The sequence below is a fragment of the Kitasatospora sp. NPDC002965 genome, assembly GCF_040611255.1.
Taxonomy (GTDB): domain Bacteria; phylum Actinomycetota; class Actinomycetes; order Streptomycetales; family Streptomycetaceae; genus Kitasatospora.
The window spans coordinates 1-26018 of record NZ_JBEXNT010000052.1 but is presented as its reverse complement, the minus strand read 5'-3'; the positions used below and the strand labels follow the sequence as shown (position 1 = coordinate 26018).

Annotated in this window: 21 protein-coding genes; 11 read left to right on the top strand and 10 right to left on the bottom strand. The window is 74.2% G+C overall.

Annotation, left to right across the window (positions count from 1 at the left end; translation table 11 throughout):
• The first annotated feature begins 86 nt into the window (after window positions 1-86).
• The 3 genes from ABZY91_RS20930 to ABZY91_RS20920 are packed head-to-tail and all read left to right on the top strand — an operon-like array spanning window position 87 to window position 2585.
• Window positions 87-890 (top strand): ABC transporter ATP-binding protein, encoded by an 804-nt coding sequence (locus ABZY91_RS20930; protein ID WP_329952128.1) that lies wholly within the window; start codon window positions 87-89, stop codon window positions 888-890.
• Window positions 877-1791: an ABC transporter permease gene (locus ABZY91_RS20925; RefSeq protein ID WP_355404298.1), complete on the top strand. Its 915-nt coding sequence runs from the start codon at window positions 877-879 to the stop codon at window positions 1789-1791. Before ABZY91_RS20930 ends, ABZY91_RS20925 begins: the two co-directional genes overlap by 14 nt.
• Before the next feature lie 11 nt (window positions 1792-1802).
• Window positions 1803-2585, top strand: a complete 783-nt coding sequence (locus ABZY91_RS20920) for a CbiX/SirB N-terminal domain-containing protein (RefSeq protein WP_355404297.1) — start codon at window positions 1803-1805, stop codon at window positions 2583-2585.
• Window positions 2586-2957: 372 nt separating this feature from the next.
• Here ABZY91_RS20920 and ABZY91_RS20915 read toward each other — a convergent pair whose 3' ends face one another.
• Both ABZY91_RS20915 and ABZY91_RS20910 read right to left on the bottom strand, forming a co-directional pair.
• Window positions 2958-3278 (bottom strand): multidrug efflux SMR transporter, encoded by a 321-nt coding sequence (locus tag ABZY91_RS20915; RefSeq protein WP_329881904.1) that lies wholly within the window; start codon window positions 3276-3278, stop codon window positions 2958-2960.
• A gap of 4 nt (window positions 3279-3282) precedes the next feature.
• The gene (locus ABZY91_RS20910) at window positions 3283-3951 is read right to left on the bottom strand and encodes an NAD(P)H-dependent oxidoreductase (RefSeq protein ID WP_355404295.1); all 669 of its coding nucleotides are present in this window, start codon (window positions 3949-3951) and stop codon (window positions 3283-3285) included.
• 127 nt (window positions 3952-4078) lie between these two features.
• Between ABZY91_RS20910 and ABZY91_RS20905 the strand changes: the two genes are divergently transcribed.
• Window positions 4079-4687, top strand: a complete 609-nt coding sequence (locus tag ABZY91_RS20905; RefSeq protein WP_355404293.1) for a helix-turn-helix domain-containing protein — start codon at window positions 4079-4081, stop codon at window positions 4685-4687.
• A gap of 15 nt (window positions 4688-4702) precedes the next feature.
• Here the strand turns inward: ABZY91_RS20905 and ABZY91_RS20900 are convergent, their stop codons facing one another.
• The 4 genes from ABZY91_RS20900 to ABZY91_RS20885 all read right to left on the bottom strand — a co-directional run bounded on the left by ABZY91_RS20900 (window position 4703) and on the right by ABZY91_RS20885 (window position 10537).
• Entirely contained in the window at window positions 4703-5533 is an 831-nt protein-coding gene (locus ABZY91_RS20900) for a ricin-type beta-trefoil lectin domain protein (protein ID WP_355404290.1), read from the bottom strand.
• Between the two features lie 404 nt (window positions 5534-5937).
• Window positions 5938-7635, bottom strand: a complete 1698-nt coding sequence (locus tag ABZY91_RS20895; RefSeq protein ID WP_355404288.1) for a DEAD/DEAH box helicase — start codon at window positions 7633-7635, stop codon at window positions 5938-5940.
• A gap of 159 nt (window positions 7636-7794) precedes the next feature.
• Complete coding sequence (locus tag ABZY91_RS20890; RefSeq protein WP_329881899.1) at window positions 7795-7998, bottom strand: cold-shock protein; 204 nt, start codon at window positions 7996-7998, stop codon at window positions 7795-7797.
• 361 nt (window positions 7999-8359) lie between these two features.
• Window positions 8360-10537: an MMPL family transporter gene (locus ABZY91_RS20885; protein WP_355404286.1), complete on the bottom strand. Its 2178-nt coding sequence runs from the start codon at window positions 10535-10537 to the stop codon at window positions 8360-8362.
• Window positions 10538-11070: 533 nt separating this feature from the next.
• Between ABZY91_RS20885 and ABZY91_RS20880 the strand changes: the two genes are divergently transcribed.
• The 5 genes from ABZY91_RS20880 to ABZY91_RS20860 all read left to right on the top strand — a co-directional run bounded on the left by ABZY91_RS20880 (window position 11071) and on the right by ABZY91_RS20860 (window position 17611).
• A complete protein-coding gene (locus ABZY91_RS20880) occupies window positions 11071-13338 on the top strand; it encodes an MMPL family transporter (RefSeq protein ID WP_355404284.1) in 2268 nt (755 codons plus the stop codon).
• A gap of 189 nt (window positions 13339-13527) precedes the next feature.
• On the top strand, window positions 13528-14421 hold the full coding sequence (locus ABZY91_RS20875) for an aminoglycoside phosphotransferase family protein (RefSeq protein WP_355404281.1): 894 nt from the start codon (window positions 13528-13530) through the stop codon (window positions 14419-14421).
• Window positions 14422-14640: 219 nt separating this feature from the next.
• Window positions 14641-15693 (top strand): polysaccharide deacetylase family protein, encoded by a 1053-nt coding sequence (locus ABZY91_RS20870; RefSeq protein WP_355404279.1) that lies wholly within the window; start codon window positions 14641-14643, stop codon window positions 15691-15693.
• A gap of 55 nt (window positions 15694-15748) precedes the next feature.
• On the top strand, window positions 15749-16657 hold the full coding sequence (locus tag ABZY91_RS20865; protein ID WP_355404277.1) for an SHOCT domain-containing protein: 909 nt from the start codon (window positions 15749-15751) through the stop codon (window positions 16655-16657).
• 96 nt (window positions 16658-16753) lie between these two features.
• Window positions 16754-17611, top strand: a complete 858-nt coding sequence (locus tag ABZY91_RS20860) for a DUF3592 domain-containing protein (protein WP_355404275.1) — start codon at window positions 16754-16756, stop codon at window positions 17609-17611.
• Here the strand turns inward: ABZY91_RS20860 and ABZY91_RS20855 are convergent.
• From ABZY91_RS20855 to ABZY91_RS20840, 4 genes are all read right to left on the bottom strand, one after another.
• A complete protein-coding gene (locus tag ABZY91_RS20855) occupies window positions 17590-18051 on the bottom strand; it encodes a GNAT family N-acetyltransferase (RefSeq protein ID WP_355404273.1) in 462 nt (153 codons plus the stop codon). The genes ABZY91_RS20860 and ABZY91_RS20855 overlap by 22 nt on opposite strands.
• A gap of 205 nt (window positions 18052-18256) precedes the next feature.
• The gene (locus tag ABZY91_RS20850) at window positions 18257-18958 is read right to left on the bottom strand and encodes an exonuclease domain-containing protein (RefSeq protein ID WP_329881891.1); all 702 of its coding nucleotides are present in this window, start codon (window positions 18956-18958) and stop codon (window positions 18257-18259) included.
• Between the two features lie 93 nt (window positions 18959-19051).
• The gene (locus ABZY91_RS20845) at window positions 19052-20314 is read right to left on the bottom strand and encodes a Dyp-type peroxidase (protein WP_355404269.1); all 1263 of its coding nucleotides are present in this window, start codon (window positions 20312-20314) and stop codon (window positions 19052-19054) included.
• Window positions 20315-20637: 323 nt separating this feature from the next.
• Complete coding sequence (locus ABZY91_RS20840) at window positions 20638-21918, bottom strand: SAV2148 family HEPN domain-containing protein (RefSeq protein ID WP_329881889.1); 1281 nt, start codon at window positions 21916-21918, stop codon at window positions 20638-20640.
• A 584-nt stretch (window positions 21919-22502) separates the two neighbouring features.
• Between ABZY91_RS20840 and glgX the strand changes: the two genes are divergently transcribed.
• Both glgX and ABZY91_RS20830 read left to right on the top strand, forming a co-directional pair.
• Window positions 22503-24659, top strand: a complete 2157-nt coding sequence (gene glgX / locus ABZY91_RS20835) for a glycogen debranching protein GlgX (protein ID WP_355404267.1) — start codon at window positions 22503-22505, stop codon at window positions 24657-24659.
• A 230-nt stretch (window positions 24660-24889) separates the two neighbouring features.
• Window positions 24890-26018: alpha-amylase family glycosyl hydrolase (locus tag ABZY91_RS20830; protein WP_355404265.1), on the top strand; the 1129-nt coding region annotated here is incomplete at its 3' end.

The following is a 26018-nucleotide window of genomic DNA, read 5'->3' as shown; positions in this document are numbered from 1 at the left end:
GACCCCGGCTCCCTTCGCCACCACCCCTCCACGGCCCGCCGGCGGGCCGGAGGGGCCCATGACCACACCACGCAGGAGGTGCCCGGATGACCCCGGCACTGACCACCTCGGACGACGCCCCCGGCGTCGGCACCCGGAACGGCGCGCCCGCCGTCCGGATATCGCACGTGCACAAGTCCTTCGGCCGCCCCGGCGCGCAGACGCACGTCCTGGACGACATCACCCTCGATGTCGCACCGGGCGAGTTCGTCACGCTGCTCGGCGCCTCGGGCTGCGGCAAGTCCACCCTGCTCAACCTGGTCGCCGGCCTCGACGCGCCCACCGCGGGCACCATCGAGGTACCCGGGGGACGCCCCGCGCTGATGTTCCAGGAACACGCGCTCTTCCCCTGGCTCACGGCCGGAAAGAACATCGAACTCGCCCTCAAGCTCGCCGGTGTCCCCCGGGCCGAGCGCCGCGCCGAGGCCGAGCGGCTGCTCGAACTCGTCCGCCTCCAGGGCTCCCACGGCAAGCGCGTGCACGAGCTCTCCGGCGGCATGCGCCAGCGCGTCGCCCTGGCCCGCGCGCTCGCCCAGGGCAGCTCGCTGCTGCTCATGGACGAGCCGTTCGCCGCCCTCGACGCCATCACCCGCGACGTCCTGCACGACGAGATCACCCGCATCTGGGCCGAGCGCAAGCTCTCCGTCCTCTTCGTCACCCACAACGTGCGGGAGGCCGTCCGGCTCGCCCAGCGCGTGGTGCTGCTCTCCTCGCGCCCCGGCCGGGTCGCCCGCGAGTGGCGGATCGACCTCCCGCAGCCGCGCCGGATCGAGTCCTCCGGCGTGGCCGACCTGTCCATCGAGATCACCGAAGAACTGCGTGGGGAGATCCGCCGCCATGGCCAGCACTGACACCACGCCCACCAGCCGGGCCACCCTGGACAAGGCCCCCGGTGCGGACAGTGCCGACGTCGGCGCCGGCCTCGACGCGCTCGACGCCGTCAGCACCCAGGGCAGCTCGGTCGCGGACACCCTGCGGCAGAAGGCGCTGCCGCCGCTGCTCGGCGTGCTCCTGGTGCTCGCCCTGTGGCAGGGCGCCTACAGCCTGGAGATCACCAGCTCCTACAAGCTGCCCAGCCCGGCCGACGTCTGGCAGGCCGCCACGGACCTGTGGTCGGCCGGCACGCTGTTCTCGATCATCTGGACCAGCGTCTGGCGCGGCCTCTCCGGCTTCGTCGTCGCCGTCATCATCGGCACCCCGATCGGCCTGCTGGTCTCCCGGGTCAAGCCGATCCGGGCCGCTCTCGGACCGGTCCTCTCCGGCCTCCAGTCACTGCCCTCGGTCGCCTGGGTGCCGGCCGCCGTCATCTGGCTCGGCATCAACGACTCGATGATGTACGCGGTCATCCTGCTCGGCGCCGTCCCGTCCATCGCCAACGGCCTGGTGGCCGGCATCGACCAGGTGCCGCCGCTGTTCCTGCGGGCCGGGCGCACCATCGGCGCCACCGGCCTGACCGGCGCCCGCCACATCCTGCTCCCCGCCGCGCTCCCCGGCTACCTGGCCGGACTCAAGCAGGGCTGGGCGTTCTCCTGGCGCTCGCTGATGGCTGCCGAACTCGTCGCCTCCTCCCCCGACCTGGGCCTCGGCCTCGGCCGGTACCTGGAGAACCAGCGCGAGTTCTCGGACATGGCCGGCGTCCTGCTCGGCATCATCCTCATCCTGTTCGTCGGCATCGCCATCGAACTCCTCGTCTTCACCCCGGTCGAGCGCCGGGTCCTGCGCAACCGCGGCCTGCTGGCCGCCGTCAAGTAAGGCCGCTCCGCATGAACGAAGGCCGGCTGTCCGCCGCCCCCGCCACCCCGGTGGCGGCGGGCAGCCCCGCCCTGCTGCTGATCGCCCACGGCAGCCGCGACGCCCGGCACGCCGCCACCGTCGCCGACCTGGTCGCCCGGGTCCGCGCGCTGCGCCCCGGCCTCGACGTCGCCACCGCCTACCTGGACCACTGCGCCCCGCGGATCCCGCAGGTCGTCTCCCGGCTCGGCTCCGCCGCGGTGGCCGTGCCGCTGCTCCTCAACCGCGCGTTCCACGCCAAGCACGACATCCCCGCCGCCCTGCGCGCGGCCGGTGCCGGACTGCCGACGGCCGACGTCCTCGGCCCGTCCCCGCTGCTGCTCGCCGCCCTCGACCGCCGGCTCACCGAGGCCGGCCCGGAGCTCGCGTCCGCCGCCGTCCGGGCCCGCACCGGCGTCGTCCTGGCGGCCGCCGGCTCCTCCGACCCGGCCGCCGACGCCGCCACCCGCGCCGTCGCCGCCGAGTGGCGCCGCACCCGCGGCTGGGCCGCCGTCGAGGTCGCCTACGCCTCCGCCGACGGCCCCCGCGTCCACGACGCCCTGGCCGCGCTGCGCCGCGCCGGCGCCCGGCGGACCGCCGTCGCCCCCTACCTGCTCGCCCCCGGCCGTCTCCCCGACCGCATCGCCGGGGCCGCCGACGGCGCGGACCTCCTCGCCGACGTCCTCGGCGCCGCCCCCGAGGTCGCCCGTCTCCTCCTCCACCGCTACGACGCGGCCCGCCGGACCGCGTCGGCCGCCCCCGCACTGACCGCCTGATCCGGAGCGCGGCTCGGGCTCGGGCGTGGTCCAGGATGCTGTGCTCGCCGAGGTCGGGGGCGTGGCGGGCCACGGTGCGGTGGTCGGCGTCGTCGTGCAGCACGGTGAGCCCGTGGTGCGCGGCAGTCGCCGCGATCAGGAGGCCGACCGCGGAAGCGCTCCGGTGCCGGCCGGTGAGAGCCGTCCGACGCTGCACCGCCCCGATCCAGCGCCCCGCGCCCTCGGGCACCGAGACGTCCGGGTAGAGCTCGGTGAACATCTCGGCGATCTCGTCGTACTCCCGGCCGTCACGGACATTCACGCCTCCGCTGTATCGATGTTGGTTATGCACATGGGACTGTGCGCCACCACCATCGATCCGGAGGCCCCGGCTCAGTCGGTGGTGCCGAGGTGGACGGTGACCAGGCCGGTGGTGATCAGGGCGAGGCCCGCGAGGGCCGCCGGGGACGGCGTCTCGTGGCGCAGGACCAGCCCGGTCAGGACGGCTCCGATCGTGCCGATGCCGGTGAAGACGGCGTACGAGGTGCCCACCGGCAGGTCCTGGAGCGCGCGCGACAGCAGGTAGACCGCACCGAGCATCAGGACGAGGCAGAGCGCGGTCTGCGGGAGCCGGGTGAACCCCTCGGTCGGCTTGATGGACTGCGCCCAGGCGACCTCCACCGCTCCCGCCAGCAGCAGCCAGATCCACGGCACGGCGTCAGCCCGCCCGCGGGATGCGGTAGCCGACGAGCTTGTTGCCGAGCTCCTGGGCCCGGTACAGCGCGTCGGCGGCCGACTCCCGGTGCTGGGCCAGCCGGCCGGCCAGCGCGGGGTCGACCAGCGAGTTGACCAGTTCGGCGGCGATGACCTCGCCGTCCTCGACCGCGTAGTGGCCGCGGAAGAAGTCGAGCAGGTAGCGGCCGTTGTGGTCGAAGGGCGCGCGCGGGGTGCCGGGCCCGTAGGCGCCGCCGCGGGCGGCGACGACCACGAACTTCCGCGGGGCGAGGACCATCTTCGGGAACGTCACCTGGTCGATCCAGGCCTTGAGCGCGGCGGGTATGCCGAAGTTGTACATCGGCGCCCCGATCAGCACCACGTCCGCCGCGACCAGTTCGTCGAGCAGCGGCCGGACGACCGCCCAGGCCTCCTGCTCCTGTGCGGTGCGGACGGCCTCGGGGTAGCGGTCGGTCTCGGTGATGCCCTCGCGCAGCAGGGTGTCGCAGATCCGGGTCCAGCCCTCGCGGATCGGGGGCAGGGGTTCGGCGGCGAGGTCGCGGTGGGTGACCTCGCCCCCGCCCCCCAGCCAGGCTTCGGCGAACGCCTCGCCGAGACGGCGGGTGAAGGAGTCGGAGCGCGCGCTGCTGTCGAGGTGCAGGAGGTGGGACACGGTGAACCCCCGGGTGGAGACGGGTACGGAAGGGCCTGGGCAATAAGTGGACACTCCGTCCACTTACGTCCGCCGTCCACCGTAGAGCGAAGTGGACCAGGTGTCCACTTCGCTCTACGGTGAAGCCATGACGGAACTCCCGATGGCCGACGGCCCCCCACCGCGCGAGCGGGCCGACGCCGCCCGCAACCGGGCCAAGGTCCTCGCCGCCGCCGAGGGGCTGTTCGCGGCGGGCGATCCGGCCGCCGTCACCATGGACGACATCGCCAAGGCGGCCGGCATCGGCCGCGGCACCCTCTACCGCCGCTACCCGGACCGCGCGTCGATCGCCCGCGCCCTGCTCGACGAGCACGAGCGGGCCCTCCAGGAGCAACTGCTGCGCGGCGCCCCGCCGCTCGGACCGGGCGGCGGGGCGGGCGAGGCGCATCCGACGCCGGCCGACCGGCTGGCCGCGTTCTACCGGGCGATGGTCGACCTCCTGGAGACCCACGTCCACCTGGTGCTGGGCGCGGAGACCGGCATCGCCCGCTTCCGGACCGGCGCCTACGCGTTCTGGCGGCTGCACCTCGCCCACCTCGCCCGGCAGGCCGGCCTGCCGGACCCGGAGACGCTCGCCGACCAGCTCCTCGCCCCGCTCGCCCCCGAACTCTTCCGCCACCAGCGCGACAGCGGCCGCACCCCCGAGCAGATCACCGCCGGCCTCTCGACCCTCGCGCACGGCACCCTGGGCCGGTGAGGCCCGGGCGCCCGGTCAGGAGGGGACGTGCCAGATCTGGTTGTCCGCGCCGTTGCAGTCCCAGATGCCGAGCTGGTTGCCGTTGGTGGCGACGAAGCCCAGGTTGTCCAGGCAGCGGCCGGACTGCGGGTTGAGGATCGAACCGTCGGCCCGGACCTGCCACTGCTGGGCGCCGGTGCCGTTGCAGGTGAACAGCTGCACCTTGGTGCCGTTGGCCGTCGCGGCGCCGGTGACGTCCAGGCACTTGTTGAGCGCCCGGACGGTGCCGTCGACGGCGATCTTCCACTGCTGGGCGTTGGTGCCGTTGCAGTCGTAGATCTGGACGGGAGTGCGGTCGGCGCTGCTCGCACCCTTCACGTCCACGCACTTGCCGGCGTACCCGGAGATCTGACCGATCGGGCCGGCCGGCTGCGGCGGGAGCTTGGGGCCGGCGATCACACCGGCCGCCATCGCGGTCTCGTTGACGCTGCACGACAGCGAGACGGAGCCGTCGCCGACCCAGCTGTAGCTACTCACGAACCGGTTGTAGGGGTGGCCGTTGGAGAGGTACTGACAGGTGGCCGTGACGTACCAGGTCTGCAGCGGGTCGATGCCGGAACACTGGCCGTAGGCGTTCCAGCCGGAGGTGTAGGCGTAGCAGGTCCCGGCGAGCACCTCCGCACCGGCCTGCCCGGCGGGTACGGCCTGCGCGGCCTGCCCGGCGGGTACGGCCTGCGCGGCCTGCGCGGTGGGTGCGGCCTGCGCGACAGGTGCGACAGGTGCGGCCTGGGCGGTGGCGGCCGGCGCGACGATCGCGGCGGCGGCTCCGAGCAGAACGGTGCTGAACAGGGCGGCGGTACGGCGCATCGGAAGGTCCTTCCGGAGACGGGTGGGCCGGTCAACCCGCCGGCGGCAGCCGTGTGGTGACGGTGCGCCAGTTGTGCGGGTCGCGTGAAAGCCTCAGCGGATACCGGACGGCCGTCAATGACCGCCGTCCGATATCCGCCAACCCTCCGTCCACGGAGCGGCCCCGGTCCCGGGTGGACGAACCACCCGGGACCAGCACCCGCGAGGAGCCGGACCCGCCACCGGACCGCACCCGCCGGACGGGCCGATCCGTCCGGAAAGCACCCGCCCCGCACCCGCCACCGCCCCCGGGTACGCACGTGTCACGTCGGCAGTGGCCGCCCGCACCGCGTCAGCGGGGGCAACGCCGAACGGCCCGGCTCCCCCGTTCACCGGGGGAGCCGGGCCGTTCACGGTCGAGTCGCTCAGTCGGCCTGGCGGCGCTGGCGGCCGGTGCCGTAGTTGGAGCCGGACTTGGCGCCGCTGCCGGGCTTGGCACGGCCGGAGGAGCGGCCGATGAATCCGGCCGCCTGGCGGGAACCGCCGCCGCCCTGGCCGCCCTGGCCGCTGCCGGAACCACCGGCACCGAGCCGCTGCTTCGGACGGGGGCGGCGCGGGTTGCCGTTCATGTCGACGTCGGCGGGCAGCGCGGAGCGCTTGCCGGGGCGACGGCGCGGGGCGGAGGACTTGCCCTCGGCCGCCGGGGCGGCGGCCGGGGCGGGCACCGCCAGGGTGACCGGGACGCCGCTGGGGGTACGGGCGCCGGTGATCCGGGTCAGCTCGGCGTCACCGGGGCGGATCCTGGTGGTGGTCGGGCGGATGCCGGCCACCGTCATCAGCCGGTTGACCTCGCGGCGCTGGTCGGGCAGCACGAGGGTGACCACGGTGCCGGACTCGCCGGCCCGGGCGGTGCGGCCGCCGCGGTGCAGGTAGTCCTTGTGGTCGATCGGCGGGTCGATGTTGACGACCAGGTCGAGGCCCTCGATGTGGATGCCGCGCGCGGCGACGTTGGTGGCGATCAGCGCGGTGATATGACCGTCACGGAACTGGTCGAGCACCCGGTTGCGCTGCGGCTGGGACTTGCCGCCGTGCAGGGCCGCGGCCTTCACACCGGTGGCGAGCAGCTGCTTGGCGAGCCGGTCCGCGCCGTGCTTGGTGTGCACGAACATGATCACGCGCCCGTCGCGGGAGGCGATGTGGGCGGCGGCGGAGGCCTTGTCGGCCTGCTCCAGCTGCAGCAGGTGGTGGTCCATGGTGGTGACGGCACCGGCCGAGGGGTCCACCGAGTGGGTGACCGGGTCGGTCAGGAAGCGCTTGACCAGGCGGTCGACGTTGCGGTCCAGGGTGGCGGAGAACAGCATCCGCTGCCCGCCCTCGGCGACCTGCTCCAGCAGCTTGGTGACCTGCGGCAGGAAGCCCATGTCGGCCATCTGGTCGGCCTCGTCCAGCACGGTGATCGCGACGTCGGAGAGGTTGACGTCGCCGCGGCCGATCAGGTCGTCCAGCCGGCCGGGGGTGGCGACCAGCACCTCGGCGCCGCGCCGGACGGCGTTGGCCTGCCGGGTGATCGACATACCGCCGACGACGGTGGCGATCCGCAGGTTGACGGCGGTGGCGTACGGCGTGAGCGCCTCGGTCACCTGCTGGGCCAGCTCGCGGGTGGGCGTCAGCACGAGCGCCAGCGGGTGGCGGGCGTCGGCGCGCTTGCCGGCGGTGCGGGCGAGGACCGGCAGGCCGAAGGCCAGGGTCTTGCCGGAGCCGGTACGGCCGCGGCCGAGCACGTCGCGGCCGGCGATCGAGTCGGGCAGGGTGGCCGCCTGGATCGGGAACGGCTCGGTGACGCCCTCGCGGGTGAGCGCGCTCAGGATGCCCTTGGGGAGCTCCAGCTCGGCGAAGCTCGCCGCCGGGGGCCGGGCCGGGGTGCCCTCGACGACGGTGAAGTCGGCGGCCTCGGCGACGCGGGGCGCGTTGCGGCGAGGGGTGCGGGGGGCGCCGCCGCGGGGGGCGCCGGAACGGGCGCCCTCGGTGCGGGGCGCGCCGGTGCGCGGGGCACCGCCGGTGCGGGTGGTGCGGGGCTTGCGGGTGCGACCGCCGTCGCGGGGCGGCTGGGCAGGGGTGGTCACGGTTTCTCCATCCGTCGGTCAACAGCCCCGTTCAAAGGGCTGCCCGGCCGTCGGGAAAGGAGTGCGCCGCCCCGGCCGTTCGGCGGCATGGACGAGGGCCCGCACCGTGCGGTACGGGCCCTCGCTACGCGAGATCGCGAGTCAGCTCGGAAGCCGGACTCAGATGACGCGGATGTTCTCGGCCTGCGGGCCCTTCTGGCCCTGGGTCACGTCGAACTCGACCTTCTGACCCTCGACCAGCTCGCGGAAGCCCTGGGCGCTGATGTTCGAGTAGTGGGCGAACACGTCCGGGCCGCCGGTCTCCTGCTCGATGAAGCCGAAGCCCTTTTCGCTGTTGAACCACTTCACGGTGCCGGTAGCCATAACCGTCTCCTCTAACTGGGGCATCGGAGCCCACACCTCGTGGACCCCGTGTAGCCGCGATCCCCATCCGGAGGCTGAAACACCGGACAAAACAAATGCGCCTGTTGGTTGGAACCAGCAGGCGCACACAAGCGTTCATGGGAACCAAAACTGCAACTGGTTCGACTGTAGCACGGCCGCACCCCGATTGACCGGGGATTTTCTGCTCTACAGATCACGTTTGCAGCCCTCGGGAAAGGGGCAACCCGGCGGCGAAAAGCGCACACGGCGCCCGCCGGAGCGGGCGCCGTGTGCGCGTGCGTGGTGCGTGGTGGCGGATACGCCGTACGTGCTGCGCCGTACCCGCCGGGTGACCGGTCGGTCAGCGGCGCCCGGCCGCCTCCGGCAGTCCGTGCGCGTCCTGCGAGCCGCCCACGGGGGCGTGGCCGGCGCCCGGGGCGTCGCCGTGGCCGGGCCACCAGGCCGCCCGGCCGATCAGCGCGGTGAGCGCCGGGGTGAAGAACATCGCCATCACGAAGGCCGCCAGGATGATGCCGAAGGCCATCGCGAAGCCGAACTCCAGCATGAAGATGTTGCCCGCGAGCATGAACGTCCCGAACGACGCCGCCAGGATGAAGCCGGCCGCCGCGACGGTCGGACCGCCGTGGCGCAGCGCCTCCCGGGCCGCCTCGCGCGGGGAGCGGCCCTCGCGGGCCTCCTCACGCAGACGGGCGATGATCAGGATGTTGTAGTCGGTCCCGATCGCCACCACGAAGAGGTAGATCAGGATCGGCAGCATGAACATGATGCCGTGCTCGCCCTTGATGTTCTGGAAGAGCAGGGTCGAGGACCCGAGGGTGGCGGTGAAGCCGAGGCCCACCGAGGCCATCAGGTACCAGGGGGCGACCACGCTGCGCAGCTGGAGCCCGAGGATCAGCAGGATCAGCAGACCTGCGATCGGGAACACCAGCTTGTAGTCGTGGCTCATCGCCAGGTTGATGTCCTTGTAGACGGCGGTCAGGCCGCCGACCTTGGTCTCGGTGCCGCTCGGCGCCTGCGCGTGGGCGACCTCGCGCAGCTTCGTGAGGGTGTCTATCGCCTCGTTGCTGGACGGCTCGTTCTTGAGCAGCACGGTGAAGTCGGCGGTGGCGCCGTCCTCGCTGAGCTGGGGCTTCGACGCGGCGGTGGCCACGCCGGGAACGCCGCCGAGCTTGGCGGCGAAGCCCTCGAACGCACCCGCGTCGAGCTTGCCGCCGCCGGTGGTGGTCAGGTAGACGTGGCTCGGGTCGGCGGCGCCGGCCGAGAAGCCGTTGACCAGCTTGTCCTGGACGACCATCGACTCCTTGTCCTTGGGCATGGAGCTGCCCGCGAGGTCGAAGGTGCCGTTGTAGCCGAGGGCGCCGGCCGAGAGGGCCAGCAGCACGCCGCCGGAGGCCACGGCGACCAGGGCGGGGCGCTTCTGCACCAGGCGGCCGAGGGCGAGGAAGCGGGCGTCCTTGGGCTCGTTCATCCACTTCTTGCCGGGCCAGAAGACCGCGCGCGCCGGGATGACGGCGAGCAGGGCCGGGGCCAGGGTGAGCGAGGCGAACGCGGTGACGACGACGGCGATGGCCAGGGCCGGGCCGAGCGCCTTGAACATGCCGAGGCTGGAGAGGATCAGCACCGCGAAGGCGACGGTGACCGCGCCGGCCGCGGAGGCGATGGCCTCGCCGACCCGGCCGACCGCGTTGGCGACGGCTTCCTTGCGGTCGTCACCGGCGCGCAGCCGCTCGCGGTAGCGGAACGCCAGGAACAGGAAGTAGTCGGTGCCGACACCGAGCACCACGACGATCAGGATCGCCGACAGGACCGGTGTGCTCTCCAGTTTGAACGCCTTGGTGGCGTAGGCGATCAGGCCGTTGGCCGCCGGCATGGCGATGATCAGCGAGACGACGATCGGCAGCAGTCCGGCGAGGACGCTGCGGAAGATGATCCCGACGATGATCACGACCAGCACCAGGGTGGCCAGCGCGATCACGGCGTCGGCGGCTCCGGAGGACTCCTTCTGGTCCAGCGCCTGGGCGGCTGCGCCACCGAGCTGGAACTTGAGGTTGGTCCCGGAGGTGAGGGACTTGCCCTCGTCCCGGAGCTTCTTGGCGGCCTCGCCGAACTCGTCGGACTGCTGGGTGGCCTTGTCGATGGCGATCGGGGCGAGCGCGTACTTGCCGTCCTTGGAGGTCGACTGCTCGCTCGCCGGGACGATCTTCTCGACGTGCTCGATCTTCTTGTCGGTGAGACCCTGGACGATCTTGGCCATGGCGTCCTTGTCGGACGCGTCCATCGGGGCACCGTCGTTGCGCTCGAAGAGCGCGAGTGCGGACGGCGTGAAGTTGGCCGGGAACGCCTTCTCCTGGAGCACCGAGGCCTGGATCGACTCGTAGTGCTTGGGAAGGAACGAGGCCTCGTCGGTCTGCGCGGTGATCTTCGGGGCCGAGGCGGCGATGGCGATCATCGCGATGACCCACGCCGCGATCACCCACCAGGCGCGACGGACGACGAAATGTCCTAGTCGGTGGAACATGCTCGTGATGCCTCCTGGGCATGGTTCACCGCAGCCCTTGGGGGACGGGACGCCGGGCGACGGATCGAGACCGGCCCGGGCCGTGCAGGGGCACAGCACCTAGCCGGTCGGCAGGTAAGTATTCAGGGAGCATCATCCTACGACCGCTTGCTTGCCGGCCGGCAAGCAACCCCCGTAACCCTGTAGCCGATCCCCCTGAGGCCGCCGTACGGAGGCCGCACCCATCTTCGCGCGCGTACGACACCCGTGACCTCGTGCTCCGGGTGGAGACCGATCCCCCTCAGGGTGGAGTTTTTACCCTCCCGCAGGGAGGAGAAGTCAGGGTTCCCTGGTAGGGAAAACCCCACCCCTCCCCCGAGGAAGACCACAGGGGAAACTCCCCCGCCAGCCGGATACTCCGTCAACCTCCGTCTCCCTAAGGTCGATTGCGACGCCGGATCCGCAGCCGGCTTCCGCTCCCGGCGGCCGACCACCGCCGTACCACCGGCCGCACCCGCTCACCGGGGCTCCGGCCGCTCTCCCAGGGGGACCTCGTGAAGACCAAGCTCGGCATGGCCGCCGCGATGGGCGCATGGAGCGCCCGGCACAGAAAGACGGCCGTCTTCGGCTGGCTGATCTTCGTCGTCGCCGCCGCGTTCCTCGGCGGCCTGCACGGAAGCACCCAGGTCAAGGAGTCCGAGGCGATGCCCGGCCAGGTCTCCCGGGCCGCCAAGATCCTCGACGACGCCGGACTCAAGTCCCCGGCGAGCGAGACCGTGCTGATCCAGAGCGCCACCCTGACCTCCGAGGCCCCCGCCTTCAGGACCACCGTCGAGCAGGTGATCAAGGGCGTCGACGGCACCGGCAAGGCCGACGGCATCCGCTCCCCGTACGACACCCGGGCGATCTCCGCGGACGGCCACTCCGTCCTCGTCCAGCTCACCGTGAAGGGCGATCACGACGAGGCGGTCGAGAACGTCACCGCCGTGGTGGACGCCGTCGCCGCCGTGCAGAAGCAGCACCCCGACCTCACCGTGGTCGAACTCGGCGACGCCAGCTCCGGCAAGTGGATCGACCAGCAGTTCGCCGACGACTTCGCCCGCGCCGAGTGGACGGCCGTCCCGCTCGCCCTCGGCATCCTGCTGATCGCCTTCGGCGCGCTGGTCGCCGCCGTCCTCCCCGTGGTCCTCGCCATCACCGCCTTCGTCGCGGCCGGCGGGCTGGTCGCCCTCAGCAGCGGGTTCCTCCACACCAGCAACAACGCCAGCTCCGTGATGCTCCTCGTCGGCCTCGCCGTCGGCGTCGACTACTGCCTGTTCTACCTGCGCCGCGAGCGCGAGGAGCGGGCCGCCGGCCGCGACCTGGACACCGCGCTGAAGGTCGCCGCCGCCACCAGCGGCCGGGCCGTCCTGGTCTCCGGCGTCACCGTGGTGGTCGCCATGGCCGGCATGTTCCTCACCGGAATCGCCGAGTTCCAGGCCATGGCCTACGCCACCATCGTGGTCGTCGTCACCGCGGTGCTCGGCTCGCTCACCGTGCTGCCCGCCCTGCTGTCCATGCTCGGCGACCGGGTCGACAAGGGCCGCGTCCCCTTCCTCCGCAAGCTCCGCCGCGCCGACGCCGCCACCACCGGCGGCCGGTTCTGGAACGCCGTCCTCACCCCCGTGCTGCGCCGCCCGCTGGCCGCCACCGTCCTCGCCGGCGCCGTCCTGCTCGGCCTGTCCGCGCCCATGCTCACCATGCACACCGCCAACCTCACGTTCCAGCAGCAGCTGCCCGAGGGCAACCGGCTGGTCGCCGTCTCGCAGAAGATCGAGGCCGCCTTCCCCGGCAGCCCGGCCCCCGCCTCCGTGGTCATCAAGTCCACCGACATCGACTCCCCCGCGATGACCGCGGCGATCGCCGACCTCAAGGCGAAGGCCCTGGCCAGCGGCCGGATGCACGGTCCGGTGGACGTCACCGTCCACGCCGAGCAGAACGTCGCCACCGTCGACATACCGCTCAACGGCACCGGCAACGACGACGTCAGCAACGGCGCGCTGAAGGCCCTCCGCGAGGACCTGGTGCCCTCCACCGTCCTCAAGGTGCCCGGCACCGAGGCCCCGGTCACCGGTCGCACCGCCGGCTCGTACGACTTCAACGCCAAGATGACCGGTTCGATGCCGCTGGTGTTCGGCTTCGTGGTGGCCTTCGCCTTCCTCCTGATGCTGACCTCGTTCCGCTCGCTGGCCGTCGCCGGCACCGCCGTGGTGCTCAACCTGCTCTCGGTCGGCGCCGCGTACGGCGTGCTCACCCTGGTCTTCCAGCACGGTGTCGGCGCCTCGCTGCTCGGCACCGCCGGGGTCGGCGCGGTCGAGTCCTGGGTGCCGCTCTTCCTCTTCGTGATCCTCTTCGGCCTCTCGATGGACTACCACGTCTTCGTGGTCTCCCGGATCAAGGAGGGCCACGACCGGGGCATGCCGACCCGGGCCGCCGTCGCGCACGGCATCCGCTCCACGGCCGGGGTGGTCACCAGCGCCGCGGTGATCATGGTGGCGGTGTTCGGGGTCTTCGGCACCCTCTCCATGCAGGCGATGAAGCAGATGGGCGTCGGCCTCGCGGTCGCGGTGCTGATCGACGCGACGATCATCCGCGCGGTCCTGCTGCCCGCGGTGATGACCCTGCTCGGGGACCACAACTGGTACCTGCCCCGCTGGCTCGGCTGGCTGCCGAACCTCTCGCACGGCGAGACCTTCCCGCCGGTCGGCGCCCCCGCCGCGACGATCGCCCCGCCGGCCCCCGAGCCGGCCCTCCAGGCCCGGCACCGCCGGATCGAGGTCTGACCTTCCCCTCCGACCTCACACCCGCCGGGCCCCGCGACACGCGGGGCCCGGCACCTCTTTGCCAGAATGATCGCCGTCTCCCCCCGGAGCCCGCCCTCACCCCCGCCCGCACACCCCCGCCGTCCGTCCGGAGCCCGGCAGGCCGCAGGACGAAGGCGGGCCCTGACCGCCACCACGGAACGGACCCCCATGCTCCCCTTCGACGAGAGCCGGGCCCGGCTGATCCTCGCCCACGCCTGCGAGTCCGCCGGCCTTCCCGCGCCCGACGGCGCGCGGCTGCTCGCGCTCGGCGAGAACGCCGTCTTCGACCTCGGCGACCCGGCCGTGGTCGCCAAGGTCGGGCGCGGCCCCGAACTGGCCGAGCGCACCCGCCGTGAACTCGCCGTCGCCGACTGGCTGGCCGGCCGGGGCATCCCCGTGGTCCGCCCGTACGACGCGCTGCCCGCCGAACCGCGGCACACCCTCGGGCACCCCGTCACCTTCTGGCACCGGCTCCCGCCCGCCGGGCGGCCCGCCCGCCCGGCCGACCTCGCCCCGCTGCTGACCGCCCTGCACCTGCTGCCCGACCCGCCGTTCCGGCTCGCCCGGCGCGACCTGCTCGCCCCCGTCGAACGCTGGCTCGCCTCCGCCGAGGGCCACGTCGACCCGGCCGACGTGGACTTCCTGCGCCACCGCCGGGACACCTTCGCCGCGGCCCTGCCCGACCTCCACCCGCACCTGCCGACCGGGGTGATCCACGGCGACGCGTTGCCGCGCAACGTCCACATCGGGCCGGACGGGCCCGTCCTGCTCGACCTGGAGACCGTCTCGCGCGACCTGCGTGAGCACGACCTGGTGGTCCTGGCGCTCAGCCACGACCGCTACGGCGTCCCCGCCGAGGAGTACCGGGCGTTCACCGACGCGTACGGCTGGGACGTGCGCGAGTGGTCCGGCTTCACGGTGCTGCGCGGGGCCCGCGAGACGGCGAGCGCCTCCTGGGTCGCCCAGCAGGTGCCGGGCAACCCGGCCGCGCTCGCCGAGTTCCGGCGGCGGGTGGACTCGCTGCGCTCGGGGGCGACGGACGTGCGCTGGTACCCGTTCTGACCCTGCGGCCGGTGCGGCGGGCCGGTCCGGCGGGCGGGGGTGCGGGCGGGGGCACGGGCGGGGGTGCGGCGGACCGCGCGTGGCGGCGGCCCTGAAGGGCCGTCGGGGCGGGGGTGTCCCCCGAGGAGGGCGCAACCGGGTCGATGCTGCCGGCGTCTTATCCGACAGTCATACCGACCTAGGATCGGCATCCGCCTCTGCACCTCAGGAGCCGCCGCCATGCCGCAGCACTCCGCCCCGCCGCGCCCCTCGTCCTCCGCCCGGCGCCGCCGACTCGCCACGGGCTGCGCCGCGCTCGCCGCCTCGCTGGCGCTCGCCGCCTGCGGCACCGCCAACGGCGCGCTCCGGCCCGAACCGGGCACGACCACCGCCGCACCCTCGTCGCCGACGGGCCCGGTACCGACCGCCCCCGCGTCGCCGTCCGCGCCACCGCCGTCCGGACCGCCGTCGCCCGGGTCGTCGGCGTCCGTGCCTCCGCCGTCCGGCCCTCCGGTGTCCGGCTCCGCCCCGGCCACCCCGCCGGTCACGTCACCGCCCACCCGCACGCCCGCCCCGAAGCCCACCACCCCCCGCCCCCCGACCGCGAGGCCGACGACACCCCCCGCACCGGCGCCGTCCCCCACCACCACCGCGCCCAGGACGCCGGCGCCCCCGGCGCCCTCCGCCGGGGTCTCCACCGCGATCGTCAGCTCCACCGCGTCCGGCGGCCGGACGGTCGCGCTCACCTTCGACGACGGCCCCGGCCCGGCCACCGGCCAGGTCCTGGACCTGCTCGCCCAGTACAACGCCAAGGCCACGTTCTGCCTGGTCGGCAAGCAGGCCGCCGCCGATCCGGCCACCGTCCGGCGGATCGTGGCAGCCGGCCACCGGCTCTGCGACCACAGCGTCGACCACCCGCAGCCGTTCGCCGCCCTCCCGCACGACCGGGCGGTCCGTCAGATCGCCGACGCCGAGACCATGATCGTCCGGGCCGGCGGCCCGGGCTCCACGGTGGGCTGGTTCCGCGCCCCCGGCGGCGCGTTCACCGAGGACAACCGGCGGATCGCCGCGGACAACGGCCTGCGACCGCTCGGCTGGTCGGTCGACCCGCGCGACTGGTCCCGCCCCGGCACGGCCGCGATCGTCTCGGCCGTCCGGACCGGGCTCAGGCCGGGAGGCGTCGTCCTGCTCCACGACGGCGGCGGCGACCGCAGCCAGACCGTCGCCGCGCTCCGGCAACTGCTGCCCTGGCTGGTGGTCCAGGGTTACCGCTTCGACGTCCCGGCGAGCTGATCCGGTCACCCGGGCACCGTCCGTCCCGTCACCCACGCCCCCTAGGATCCGGCCCATGGCCACCGATCACCCCACGGAACTCGGACCGCTCGGACCACGCCTGAGTACCGGTCGGGTCCTCGGACTGCTCGCGCTCGCCACCCCCGTCGCGGCGGCCGGCTGGATCACCGGCACCGGCTTCGTCCGGGCCTTCGTCGAGGACGCCTGCGGGCCCGAACGGTCCTGCGGCGGCCTCGACATCGCCGTCCACCTCGCCGGTGGCCTCCTGTGCTGGCTGGCAGCCCTGGTGGGCACCGCCACCACCGCGCACGGGGACGGTCCGCTGGACGGCGACTCGGCCACCTCCGACCGCGGCGTCCTGCTCGGCTGCGTCGCCCTCGGTCTGGTCGGCGCCTCCTTCGCCGACAACACCTTCCACCCGTGGCTGCTCGCCCCGGTCGCCCCGCTCGCGCTGGCCACGATCGGACTCGACCGCTTCGGCGCCCGGCGGTGGCGCACCACGCGGACGGAGCAGCTCCGCACCGCCGGACAGGAGCGCAGGCTGGCCGGGTCCGGTGTCACCGTCACCGGCACGGTGGTGGGCGTCGCCGGTGACGGCAGCACTCACGACGGCGACCCCGTCCTTCGGCTGACCGTCGAGTTCACCACCGCGGACGGCACCGTCCGCACCACCACCGTGACCGGCGCCTTCCCCGCCCCCGGGGGCCCGCGCCGCGGCAGCCCCGCCGAGGTCCGCTACGACCCGGCCGACCCGTCGGTGGCCCGGGCCACCGTCACGGACCCCGGCCCCGACGACGCCGTCCCCACCACCACCCCCGGAGCCGCACCGCCGGAGATCGTGGACGGCCTGGAGCGCCTCGCCGCCCTGCACCGTCAAGGGGCCCTGGACGAGGTCGAGTTCGCCCTGGCCAAGGCCCAGCTGCTCGGACGCGCCCCCGAGGACCGCCGGCCCGCGCTGCCGTAGACGCCGCACCGCCGACGCCTCCCGTTCACCCGGGTCTTCCCCCGCGGGCCGCCCCGGTTCACCCCGGGGACGGTCGAACGGCACTACCGTCCCCGCATGACGACAGAGCGCCGGATCACCGGACCCCGTCTGCTGGCCCTCGTCCTCCTGTGCGGCCTCGCCGTGGCGGCCGGTCGGCTCGGCACCGCCGGACTGGTGCGGGTGCCCGCCGCCGACCCCTGCGGCCGGGAGACGGGCTGCGACGCCAACGCCATGGTGCTGGAGATCACCTGCGGCCTGGTGTGCTGGCTGCTCTCGATGGTCTGCGCGGCTGCCCTGGCCAACAACGCCGACGAGGACGACCGCTGCCACCGCATGTCGGGCGGCCTGATCCTCCCGGTCTGGCTCCTGCTCACCCTGGTGGGCGCCTACGGCGCCGACGGGGCCCCTCGCCCCTGGCTCCTGGTCCCGATCGGTGCGTTTGCCCTGATCGCCCTCCTGGCGGGCGTCCCCGCGGAACGGCGGGTGGCCCGCGAGACCGCGGTGCACCGCCGGGCACGGGCCCTCGCCCGACGACTGGCCGACCACGGCGTCACCGTCGCCGGCACCGTCACCGCGCTCGCGGAGGCGGCCACCCCCGCTCCTCGCCGGGTCGGTCTGCGGCTCACCGTGAAGTACCGCACCCTCGACGGCGAGGAGCGCGCGACCACCCAGCCGGGGGCGTTCCCGGCCTACGCGCTGCCCCGGGTCGGCGACCGGGTGACCGTCCGCTACGACCCTCAGCACCCGGACGGTGCCGAGATCGCCGTCCGCCCGCCCGACGAGCAGTCCGGCGACGCCGTCCTCGCCCGGGAGCTGGAGCGAGTGGCCGTGCTGCACCGGGAGGGCCTCCTGGACGGCGCCGAGTTCGCCCTCGCCAAGACACGCCTCCTCGCCCCCGCGCCGGAGGCCGGCTACTCCACGGCGAGCCGGTAGACCTGTCGCGAGCCGCCCTCCGGCCCCGGCGCGGCGGGCCCGCCCGGGGCGAAGCCGAGCCGCTCGTAGAAGACCCTGGCGCCACTGGCCACCGCACCCGGGTGGTCGGCGCCGAAGGTGATCACCTCCACCGTCGCGGGGCCGCGGACGTACCGCCGCAGCGCGTCGTCGACCAGGGCCCGCCCGACGCCCGTCCCCCGGGCCCGCTCGGCCACCACCAGCCAGTGCAGGTGGTGGCGGCCGTCCGGGCCGGTCCCGAAGAGCAGCCCGCCGAGCGGGCCGTCCGGGCCGTCGGCGACCAGCGCGAGCCCGCGCTCGGTGTGCCCGGCCACCGCCCGGTGGAACCCGGGCTCGGCCACCATCGGTCCGAACCACTCCTCCACCTCGGCCGCGAGCCCGAGGAAGACGGGGAGATCGTGCTCAGCCAGTCTGATGATCATTGCGGCAGTGTCGCAGACGGGCCTCCGCACGGCAGGCTGCCGGGCGGCCCGGCGGCGGATCGGCAACGCGACCGCACCCGGCCCGCGCTCCGGTCACGGACCGGGTGCGCCGCCGGGCACCGGCGCCCGCACCGCCGCCCGCACCGCGTCGGGCGGGCGGGCGGGCGGGCGCAGTGCGATCACCGGTCGCCGGTCGCCGGCCGCCTCAGCGCAGGGGCCAGCGGGGGTCGATGACGGCCTGCGGGTCCTTGCCGCGGCGGAACCACGCCTGGAGGTCCTCGGCCCAGACCCGGTACCAGCCGATCTGGCGGGTGTGGAGCTCGGCGGGCGGGACGGCGCCGACCTCGGCCGGGTAGCGCTCACCCAGCGCGACGGCCACCCGGACGGCGGCGAGCGCGTCGCTGCCGGCCTCGTGCGCGTCGGTCAGCTCGACGCCGTACACCTCGCAGACCCGCTGGAGCGTCCGGGAGCCCTTGCGGTACTTGTCCACGGCGCGGTCGATGACCAGCGCGTCGAGGACCGGTCCGACGGGGCCGCCGAGGCGCTCGGCGAGCGACGGCAGTCCGTGCCGGCGCAGCTCCGCGTCGAGCAGCGAGAGGTCGAAGGTGGCGTTGAAGGCCACCACCGGACGCCCGGCGGCGAGCCGCTCGCAGAGGGCGGCGGCTATCTCGTCCACCGCCTCCTTGGCCGGGCGGCCCTTGGCGCGGGCGAGGCCGTCGCCGATGCCGTGGATCGCCTCGGCCTCGGCGGGGATCGGGACGCCCGGGTCGAGGAGCCAGCCGGTGGCGCTCAGCCGGCGGGCCCCGACGGTGTCCACGAGGGCGGCCGTGACGATGCGGTCCACGGCCGGGTCGGTGCCCGTGGTCTCCAGGTCGAAGCCGACCAGTGGCTGCTGCCACCAGCTCATAGGGGTGTGTCCTTCCGTCCTACTGGTCGAAACAGCCCCTATCATCGCCCGCCCCTCCGACAATCCGGCCGGTGGGGCGGGCGGGGGCGGCGCTCAGGCCGCGTCGAGCAGGGTCCGGCCGAGCCAGTCGGCGGCGTCCCGGACTCCGGGGAGGACGTAGAAGTAGCCGCCTCCGGTGGGGCGGAGGAAGCGGGCCAGCGGCTCGTCGGCGAGCCGGGTCTGGACCGCCTCGAACTGGCGGACCACGTCCTGCTGGTAGCAGCAGAACGCCAGGCCGTGCTCGGGGACGCCGTCCGCGTCGAGGCCCCGGTCGTAGGTGAAGGCGCGGCGCAGGATGCGGCTGCCCCGGGCCGCGTCGGTGCGCGGGTTGGCGAGCCTGATGTGCGAGTCGAGGGCGATCACGGCGCCCTTCGGGTCCTGGCCGTAGTCCGGTTTGTCGTTCTCCTTGGCGCGGCCGAGCGGGGCGCCGTCGGACTTGCGGCGGCCGATCATCCGCTCCTGGTCCGTCAGCGGCACCTCGTCCCAGGGCCCGGTCAGGGTGCGGACGGCCCGGACCACCTGGTAGCTGCCGCCGACCGCCCAGGCGGGTTCGCCGCCGCCCGCGCCGACCCAGACCAGCTCGTCCATGTCCCGGGCGGAGCCGGTGTCGGGGTTCTCGATACCGTCCTTGAAGCCGAGCAGGTTCCGTGCGGCGCCGGACGGACGGGCGCGGTTCTGGAAGCCGTCCAGCTGCCAGCGCGGCCGGACCGCGCCCCGGAGCGCCCGCAGCAGGTCGCGCACGGCGTGCTCGACGGTGTCCCGGCTCGTGGCGCAGACCTGGAGCGAGAGGTCCCCGTGGCACTCGGCGGGGCGCAGCGCGTCGTTGGGGAAGGTCCGCATCGCGGTGAGCTTGCGGGGGCGGGCGTCGGCGAGGCCGTAGCGGGCGTCGAAGAGGGAGGCGCCGACGGCGACGGTGACGGTGAGGTCGTCGGTGGGCAGGGCGGCGGCGGTCCCGAGGGTGCCGCTGTCCGCGGGCGGGGCGTCGGGGCCGAGGTCGGGCGGGGTGCCGCCGCCGGTCAGGAAGCGGATCCGGTCGGTGAGGGTGCGCAGCAGCGCCCCCAGCGCCGTGCGGTCGGCGACGTTGACGTCGACGGCGAGGAAGGTGCCGTACCCGGGTGGGGGGTTCAGGATGCCGGCCTGGTGGAGGCCGTGGAACGGGATCAGGCCGGTGGTCGCGCGCGGCCCGGGGGCCGCGGGCGCGGCGCCGCCGGTGCCGAGGGTGAGCGCCCCGGCGGCGCCGGCCCCGAGGGCGGTGCGGACGAAGCTGCGGCGGGAGGCGCCGGGGGCGCCAGGGTCGGTCGCGTACTGACTGGACAACGGCGGGCCTTCCGGATCGACGGGCAGGGGTGCGCGGGCATGCCGAAGGGGGCCTCGCGGCAGCCGGGGGGACGCGCGGCAGGCCCGGAACCGGCCTGCTGATCATGAAATCGACGCTAGCAAGCCCCGGCCCGGCCCGCCCCCGGAACGGGCACCCCGGCTGACCGTCCGTCGGCCGATCAGCCGCCGGTCGCCATCCGTCCGGCCTACGGCCCGTCCGCCGCCCTGCCCGTACCCGTCACGAGGCCCCTCGCCGAGGTCCCGTCACGAGGTCGCCTCGGTGAGGCCCCGGGGCGCGGGCTCCTCGCCCGGGGAGGCGGGCGTCAGGAGACCGGCCGGGAGTCCGCCCAGATGCCCTCGAACTCCTCGCGGTAGACCTCCAGCAGCCCGGCGTCCGTCCCGCCCGGCTGCTGGCCGGCACCGCCGCGCAGCACCAGCGCGGGCGACTCCATGCCGCGCGCGCGGCGCAGGTAGGGCTGGACGACGCCGAGGTCCCGGGTCTGGCGGCGACCGCCGGCGCCGAGCTGCCCCGCACCGGCCGGGCCCTCGACCAGGTAGGCGGTGAACCGGGGAGTCTCGTCGAAGACCCTGATCTCGAAGCCGCCCTGGTCCCGCAGCCGGGCGCGGACCCGGCGGACGTGCAGGATGTTCATCTGGATCGAGCGGGCCAGCTCGCCGCGCCCGAGGCCCAGCTCGCGTTCGCGGCGGCGGACGGCGCTGCTGGTCGGGTTGAGGAACAGCAGCCGGACCCGGCAGCCGTCGGTGGCGAGCCGGACGAGCCGCTTGCCGGTGTAGTTCTGGCAGAGCATGCCGAGGCCGATGCCCAGCGCGTCGAGCCGCCTGGCGCCGTCGAGCAGGTCCTCGACGGGCAGGTCGCGCTGGAGCCGGACCCGGTCGGGGTGGACGGCGACGACGTCCGCGTAGCGGCCGGCGACCAGGGACTCGACGACGTCGGCGGGGACGCCGCCGGCGCCGCCGTCGAGCAGGGCCAGCAGCCGGGCGGCGGCGCGTTCGGTCTGGGCGAGGACGGTGCCGGTGAGGACGCGGTTGCGGGAGACGACGTGCCGGGCGACCTCCAGCTCGTCCAACGCCAGTTCTATCTCCCGACGGTCCGCCAGGTAGGGCTCGAAGCAGGGCCAGTGCTGGACCATCAGCTCCCGCAGCTGGGGCAGGGTGAGGAAGACCAGCGGGTCGTCGTCGGCCGGGTCGAGCAGGTAGCCCTTGCGGCGGCTGACCTCGCGGACGGCGCCCGCCCGGTGCGCCCACTCCTCGCCCGCCGGGCCGGCTGCGGCCGTGACCCAGTCCTCGCCGTGGGCGGGCGCGTAGATCGGGTGCAGCACCTCGTCGACGAGCGAGCGGAGCCGCTGCTCGACGAGGTTGAGCCAGACGTAGGCGCGGCCGGACAGCCGGACCCGCTGGTAGGCGTCCTCCCACTCGGCGCCGGACCAGGCCAGCGCGGGGACCTCGACCGGGCCGCCCTGCGCGGGCACGACCGCCCGGCCGGTCAGGGCGGGGCGCATGACGACCGTCTGCGCCTCGCTGCGGGCGCTGCCCCGGTCGGGGCCGCCGGGCCCACCGCCACGTCCGCCGGCGGGGAACACCATGCGCCACCTCACCTGGTTCCTGCTCGGAGCTGCCTGCTCGCTGTACGGCTCGCCGTACGGCCGGCTCTGCTGCTGTCTGTGTGCTGCCCGTCCGGCTCGTCCGGAACGGCTCACCGCCGGGCCTTCTGATACTGCGCCACGAGTGCGGGGCGGCCGGACGATCAAGAGTACTGCCCGCCGCGAACCGCCCGCAGCCGGTTCGGCCACGGCGGCGCCCCGACCCCCGCCCGCCCCAACCGTCTCACCTGCCCCGCCCGCCCGGAAGCCCCCGGACGGCACCGGGACGCGCCGGATCGCGCAGGGCCGCGCACGGGCGCCGGAACCGCTCCGGCCGGGCCCCCGACGCACCCCGGACCGGTCCCGGACCGGTCCCGGGAGTCCGGGCGGACACCCGTTCGGGCGAATACGGCACAAATGGCCCCGCCCTCGGGGGACGCGTCGGGGAGTATGCGGACTGTGCCGTGCGTCACGGCACACGACCGTCGCACATGCCCGGCCGCCCGGCCGGGAAGAGAGCGTCGGGGTCCGGCCCGACCATCGGACTATCTGTCAGTTCTCCTTCTAAGCAAGGAAGTTGAGGAGCCATGCAGGTCTGGCCAGGGAAGCCCTACCCCCTCGGTGCCACCTACGACGGGGCCGGCACCAACTTCGCGGTGTTCTCGGAGAGCGCCGACCGGATCGAGCTCTGCCTGCTCGGCGAGGACGGTGCGGAGACCTCCGTCGAGCTGCGCGAGACCGACGCCTTCGTCCGGCACGCCTACCTCCCGGGCGTCCAGCCCGGCCAGCGGTACGGCTTCCGCGTCCACGGCCCCCACAACCCGGGGCTCGGTCAGCGGCACAACAGCGCGAAACTGCTGCTGGACCCGTACGCCAAGGCGATGAGCGGGAACATCGACTGGGACGAGTCCGTCTACGGCTACCACTTCGGCGCGCCCGAGCGCCGCAACGACCTCGACTCGGCGCCCCACACCATGCACTCGGTGGTGATCAACCCCTACTTCGACTGGGGCACCGACCGACCGCCGCGCACCGACTACCACCGCACCGTCCTGTACGAGGCCCACGTGAAGGGCCTCACCCGGCTCCACCCCGGCATCCCGGAGGAGATCCGCGGCACCTACGCGGGCGTCGCCCACCCCGCCGTGATCGAGCACCTGGCCAAGCTCGGCGTCACCGCGATCGAACTGATGCCGGTGCACCAGTTCGTCCGTGATCACCGGCTGCGCGACCTCGGCCTCTCCAACTACTGGGGCTACAACACGATCGGCTTCTTCGCCCCGCACTCCTCCTACTCCTCCACCGGCGACCGCGGCCAGCAGGTGCAGGAGTTCAAGTCGATGGTGAAGGCCCTGCACGCGGCCGGCATCGAGGTCATCCTCGACGTGGTCTACAACCACACCGCCGAGGGCAACCACCTCGGTCCGACGCTGTCGATGCGCGGCCTGGACAACGCCTCCTACTACCGGCTGGCCCGGGACCAGCGGTTCTACGAGGACACCACCGGCACCGGCAACAGCCTGCTGATGCGCAGCCCGCACGTGCTCCAGCTGATCATGGACTCGCTGCGCTACTGGGTCACCGAGATGCACGTCGACGGCTTCCGCTTCGACCTCGCCGCCACCCTCGCCCGGCAGTTCCACGAGGTCGACCGGCTGTCCTCGTTCTTCGACCTCGTCCAGCAGGACCCGGTGGTCTCCCAGGCCAAGCTGATCGCCGAGCCCTGGGACCTCGGCGAGGGCGGCTACCAGGTCGGCAACTTCCCGCCGCTGTGGACCGAGTGGAACGGCATGTACCGGGACACCGTCCGCGACCTGTGGCGCGGCGAGAACGCCACCCTCGCCGAGTTCGGCTCCCGGCTCACCGGCTCCTCCGACCTCTACCAGGACGACGGCCGCCGCCCGATCGCCTCGATCAACTTCGTCACCTGCCACGACGGCTTCACCCTGCGCGACCTCGTCTCCTACAACGAGAAGCGCAACGAGGCCAACGGCGAGGGCAACCGGGACGGCGAGTCCTTCAACCGCTCCTGGAACTGCGGCGCCGAAGGGCCCTCCGACGACCCGGCGGTCGAGGAGCTGCGCGCGCGCCAGCAGCGCAACTTCCTCGCCACCCTGATGCTCTCCCAGGGCGTACCGATGCTCTCGCACGGCGACGAGTTCGGCCGCACCCAGCTGGGCAACAACAACACCTACTGCCAGGACAACGAGCTGAGCTGGGTGCACTGGCCGGACGGCGACGGGCCCGGCGCCCGGCTGCTGGAGTTCACCCAGGGCATGGTCTGGCTCCGCCGCGACCACCCCGTCTTCCGGCGCCGCCGCTTCTTCCACGGCCGCCCCGTCTCGGGCCCCGCCCTCTCCGGCCGCCCCGCCGGGGACGGCACCGGCGGGTACGAGGACCTCACCGACATCGCCTGGTTCACACCCGGCGGGGAGGAGATGACCAAGCGCAACTGGGGGGCCAGCTACGCCAAGTCCCTCACCGTCTTCCTCAACGGCTACGCCATCTCGGAGCCGGACCGGCGCGGCGGGCGGATCGTCGACGATTCCTTCCTGCTGCTGTTCAACGCGCACTTCGAACAGCTGGAGTTCACCGTCCCGGCCGGGCACGGGCAGGAGTGGCAGGTGGTGGTGGACACCGCGCAGCCGCGGCTGCCCCCGCCGGGGTCGGGCGCCCGGGTCAAGGCCGGGGACACCCTCTGGCTCACCGACCGCTCGCTGATGGTGCTGCAACGGCCCGCGTGAGATCCCCCGGGGGTCCGGCGCACCGCCTCCCCCGCAGGAAGGACGGTGCCCGCCACCGGCCGGCGAGAGCCCTGCCGGCCGGTGGCGGGCACCGGGTGGCAGGGGACCGGGCCGCGAGGGCGCGACCGGCCCCGGCGGGAGCCTCCGGGCCCGGCCGTCCACCGCGCCGCTCACCTGTTCGGGTCAGCAACGGGTCTTGCGTACCGGCCCGGCCGGGTAGGCATGGACACATGACCAACGCCGCCGAGCCCGCGCAGCCCCGCCCGGCCGTCGTCCCTCCCGCCGGCGTCCCCACCGCCAGCTACCGCCTCCAGCTCCAGCCGGGCTTCACCCTGCACGACGCCGCCGCGGCCGTCCCCTACCTGGCCGCCCTCGGCGTCTCCCACCTGCACCTCTCCCCGCTGCTGGAGGCCGTCCCCGGCTCCACCCACGGCTACGACACCGTCGACCACGGCCGGATCGGCGAGCAGCTCGGCGGTGAGGACGCCCTGCGCGCGCTGGCCGCCGAGGCGCACCGGCACGGCCTGCGGCTGATCGCCGACGTGGTGCCCAACCACATGGCCGTCCCCGCACCCGAGCACCTCAACCGGCCGCTCTGGCACGTCCTGCGGGACGGACCCGACTCGCCGTACGCGCGCTGGTTCGACATCGACTGGAGCGCCCAGCCCGGCCCGCCCGACGCCCCCGGGCGCGGACGGGTCCTGCTGCCGCTGCTCGGCGACCGGCTCGGCGCCGTCCTCGGCGACCTGGCCGTCGACGGCGACACCCTCCGCTACCACGACCACGCCCTCCCGCTGCGCCCCGGCACCGAGCGGCTCCCGCTGCCCGAGCTGCTCGCCCGGCAGTGGTACCGGCTCGCCTGGTGGCGGCTGGCCCGCACCGAACTCAACTACCGGCGGTTCTTCACCGTCAACGAGCTGATCGCCGTCCGGGTCGAGGAGCCCGAGGTGTTCGAGGCGACGCACGGCGTGCTGCTGCGGCTGCACCGCGAGGGCGTCCTGGACGGCTTCCGGATCGACCACCCGGACGGTCTGGCCGATCCGCGCGGGTACCTGGAGCGGCTGGCCCGGGCCACCGGCGGGGCGTACACGGTGGTGGAGAAGATCCTCACCGGCGACGAGCGGCTCCCCGCCGACTGGCCGTGCGCCGGCACCACCGGGTACGACGCGCTGCGCCGGATCGACGGGGTGCTCACCGACCACGCGGGCGCCTGCCGGCTGGCCGGCGCGTACGAGGCGTTCGTCACCGGCGCGTCGCCCGCCGACGGCGCGGCCCCGGCCGGCGAACCGTGCGCCGAGCTTGGACGACCAGCGGAGCACGCTGGGAGCGGCCCCCGGACGGGCTTCACGGCAGCTGCGC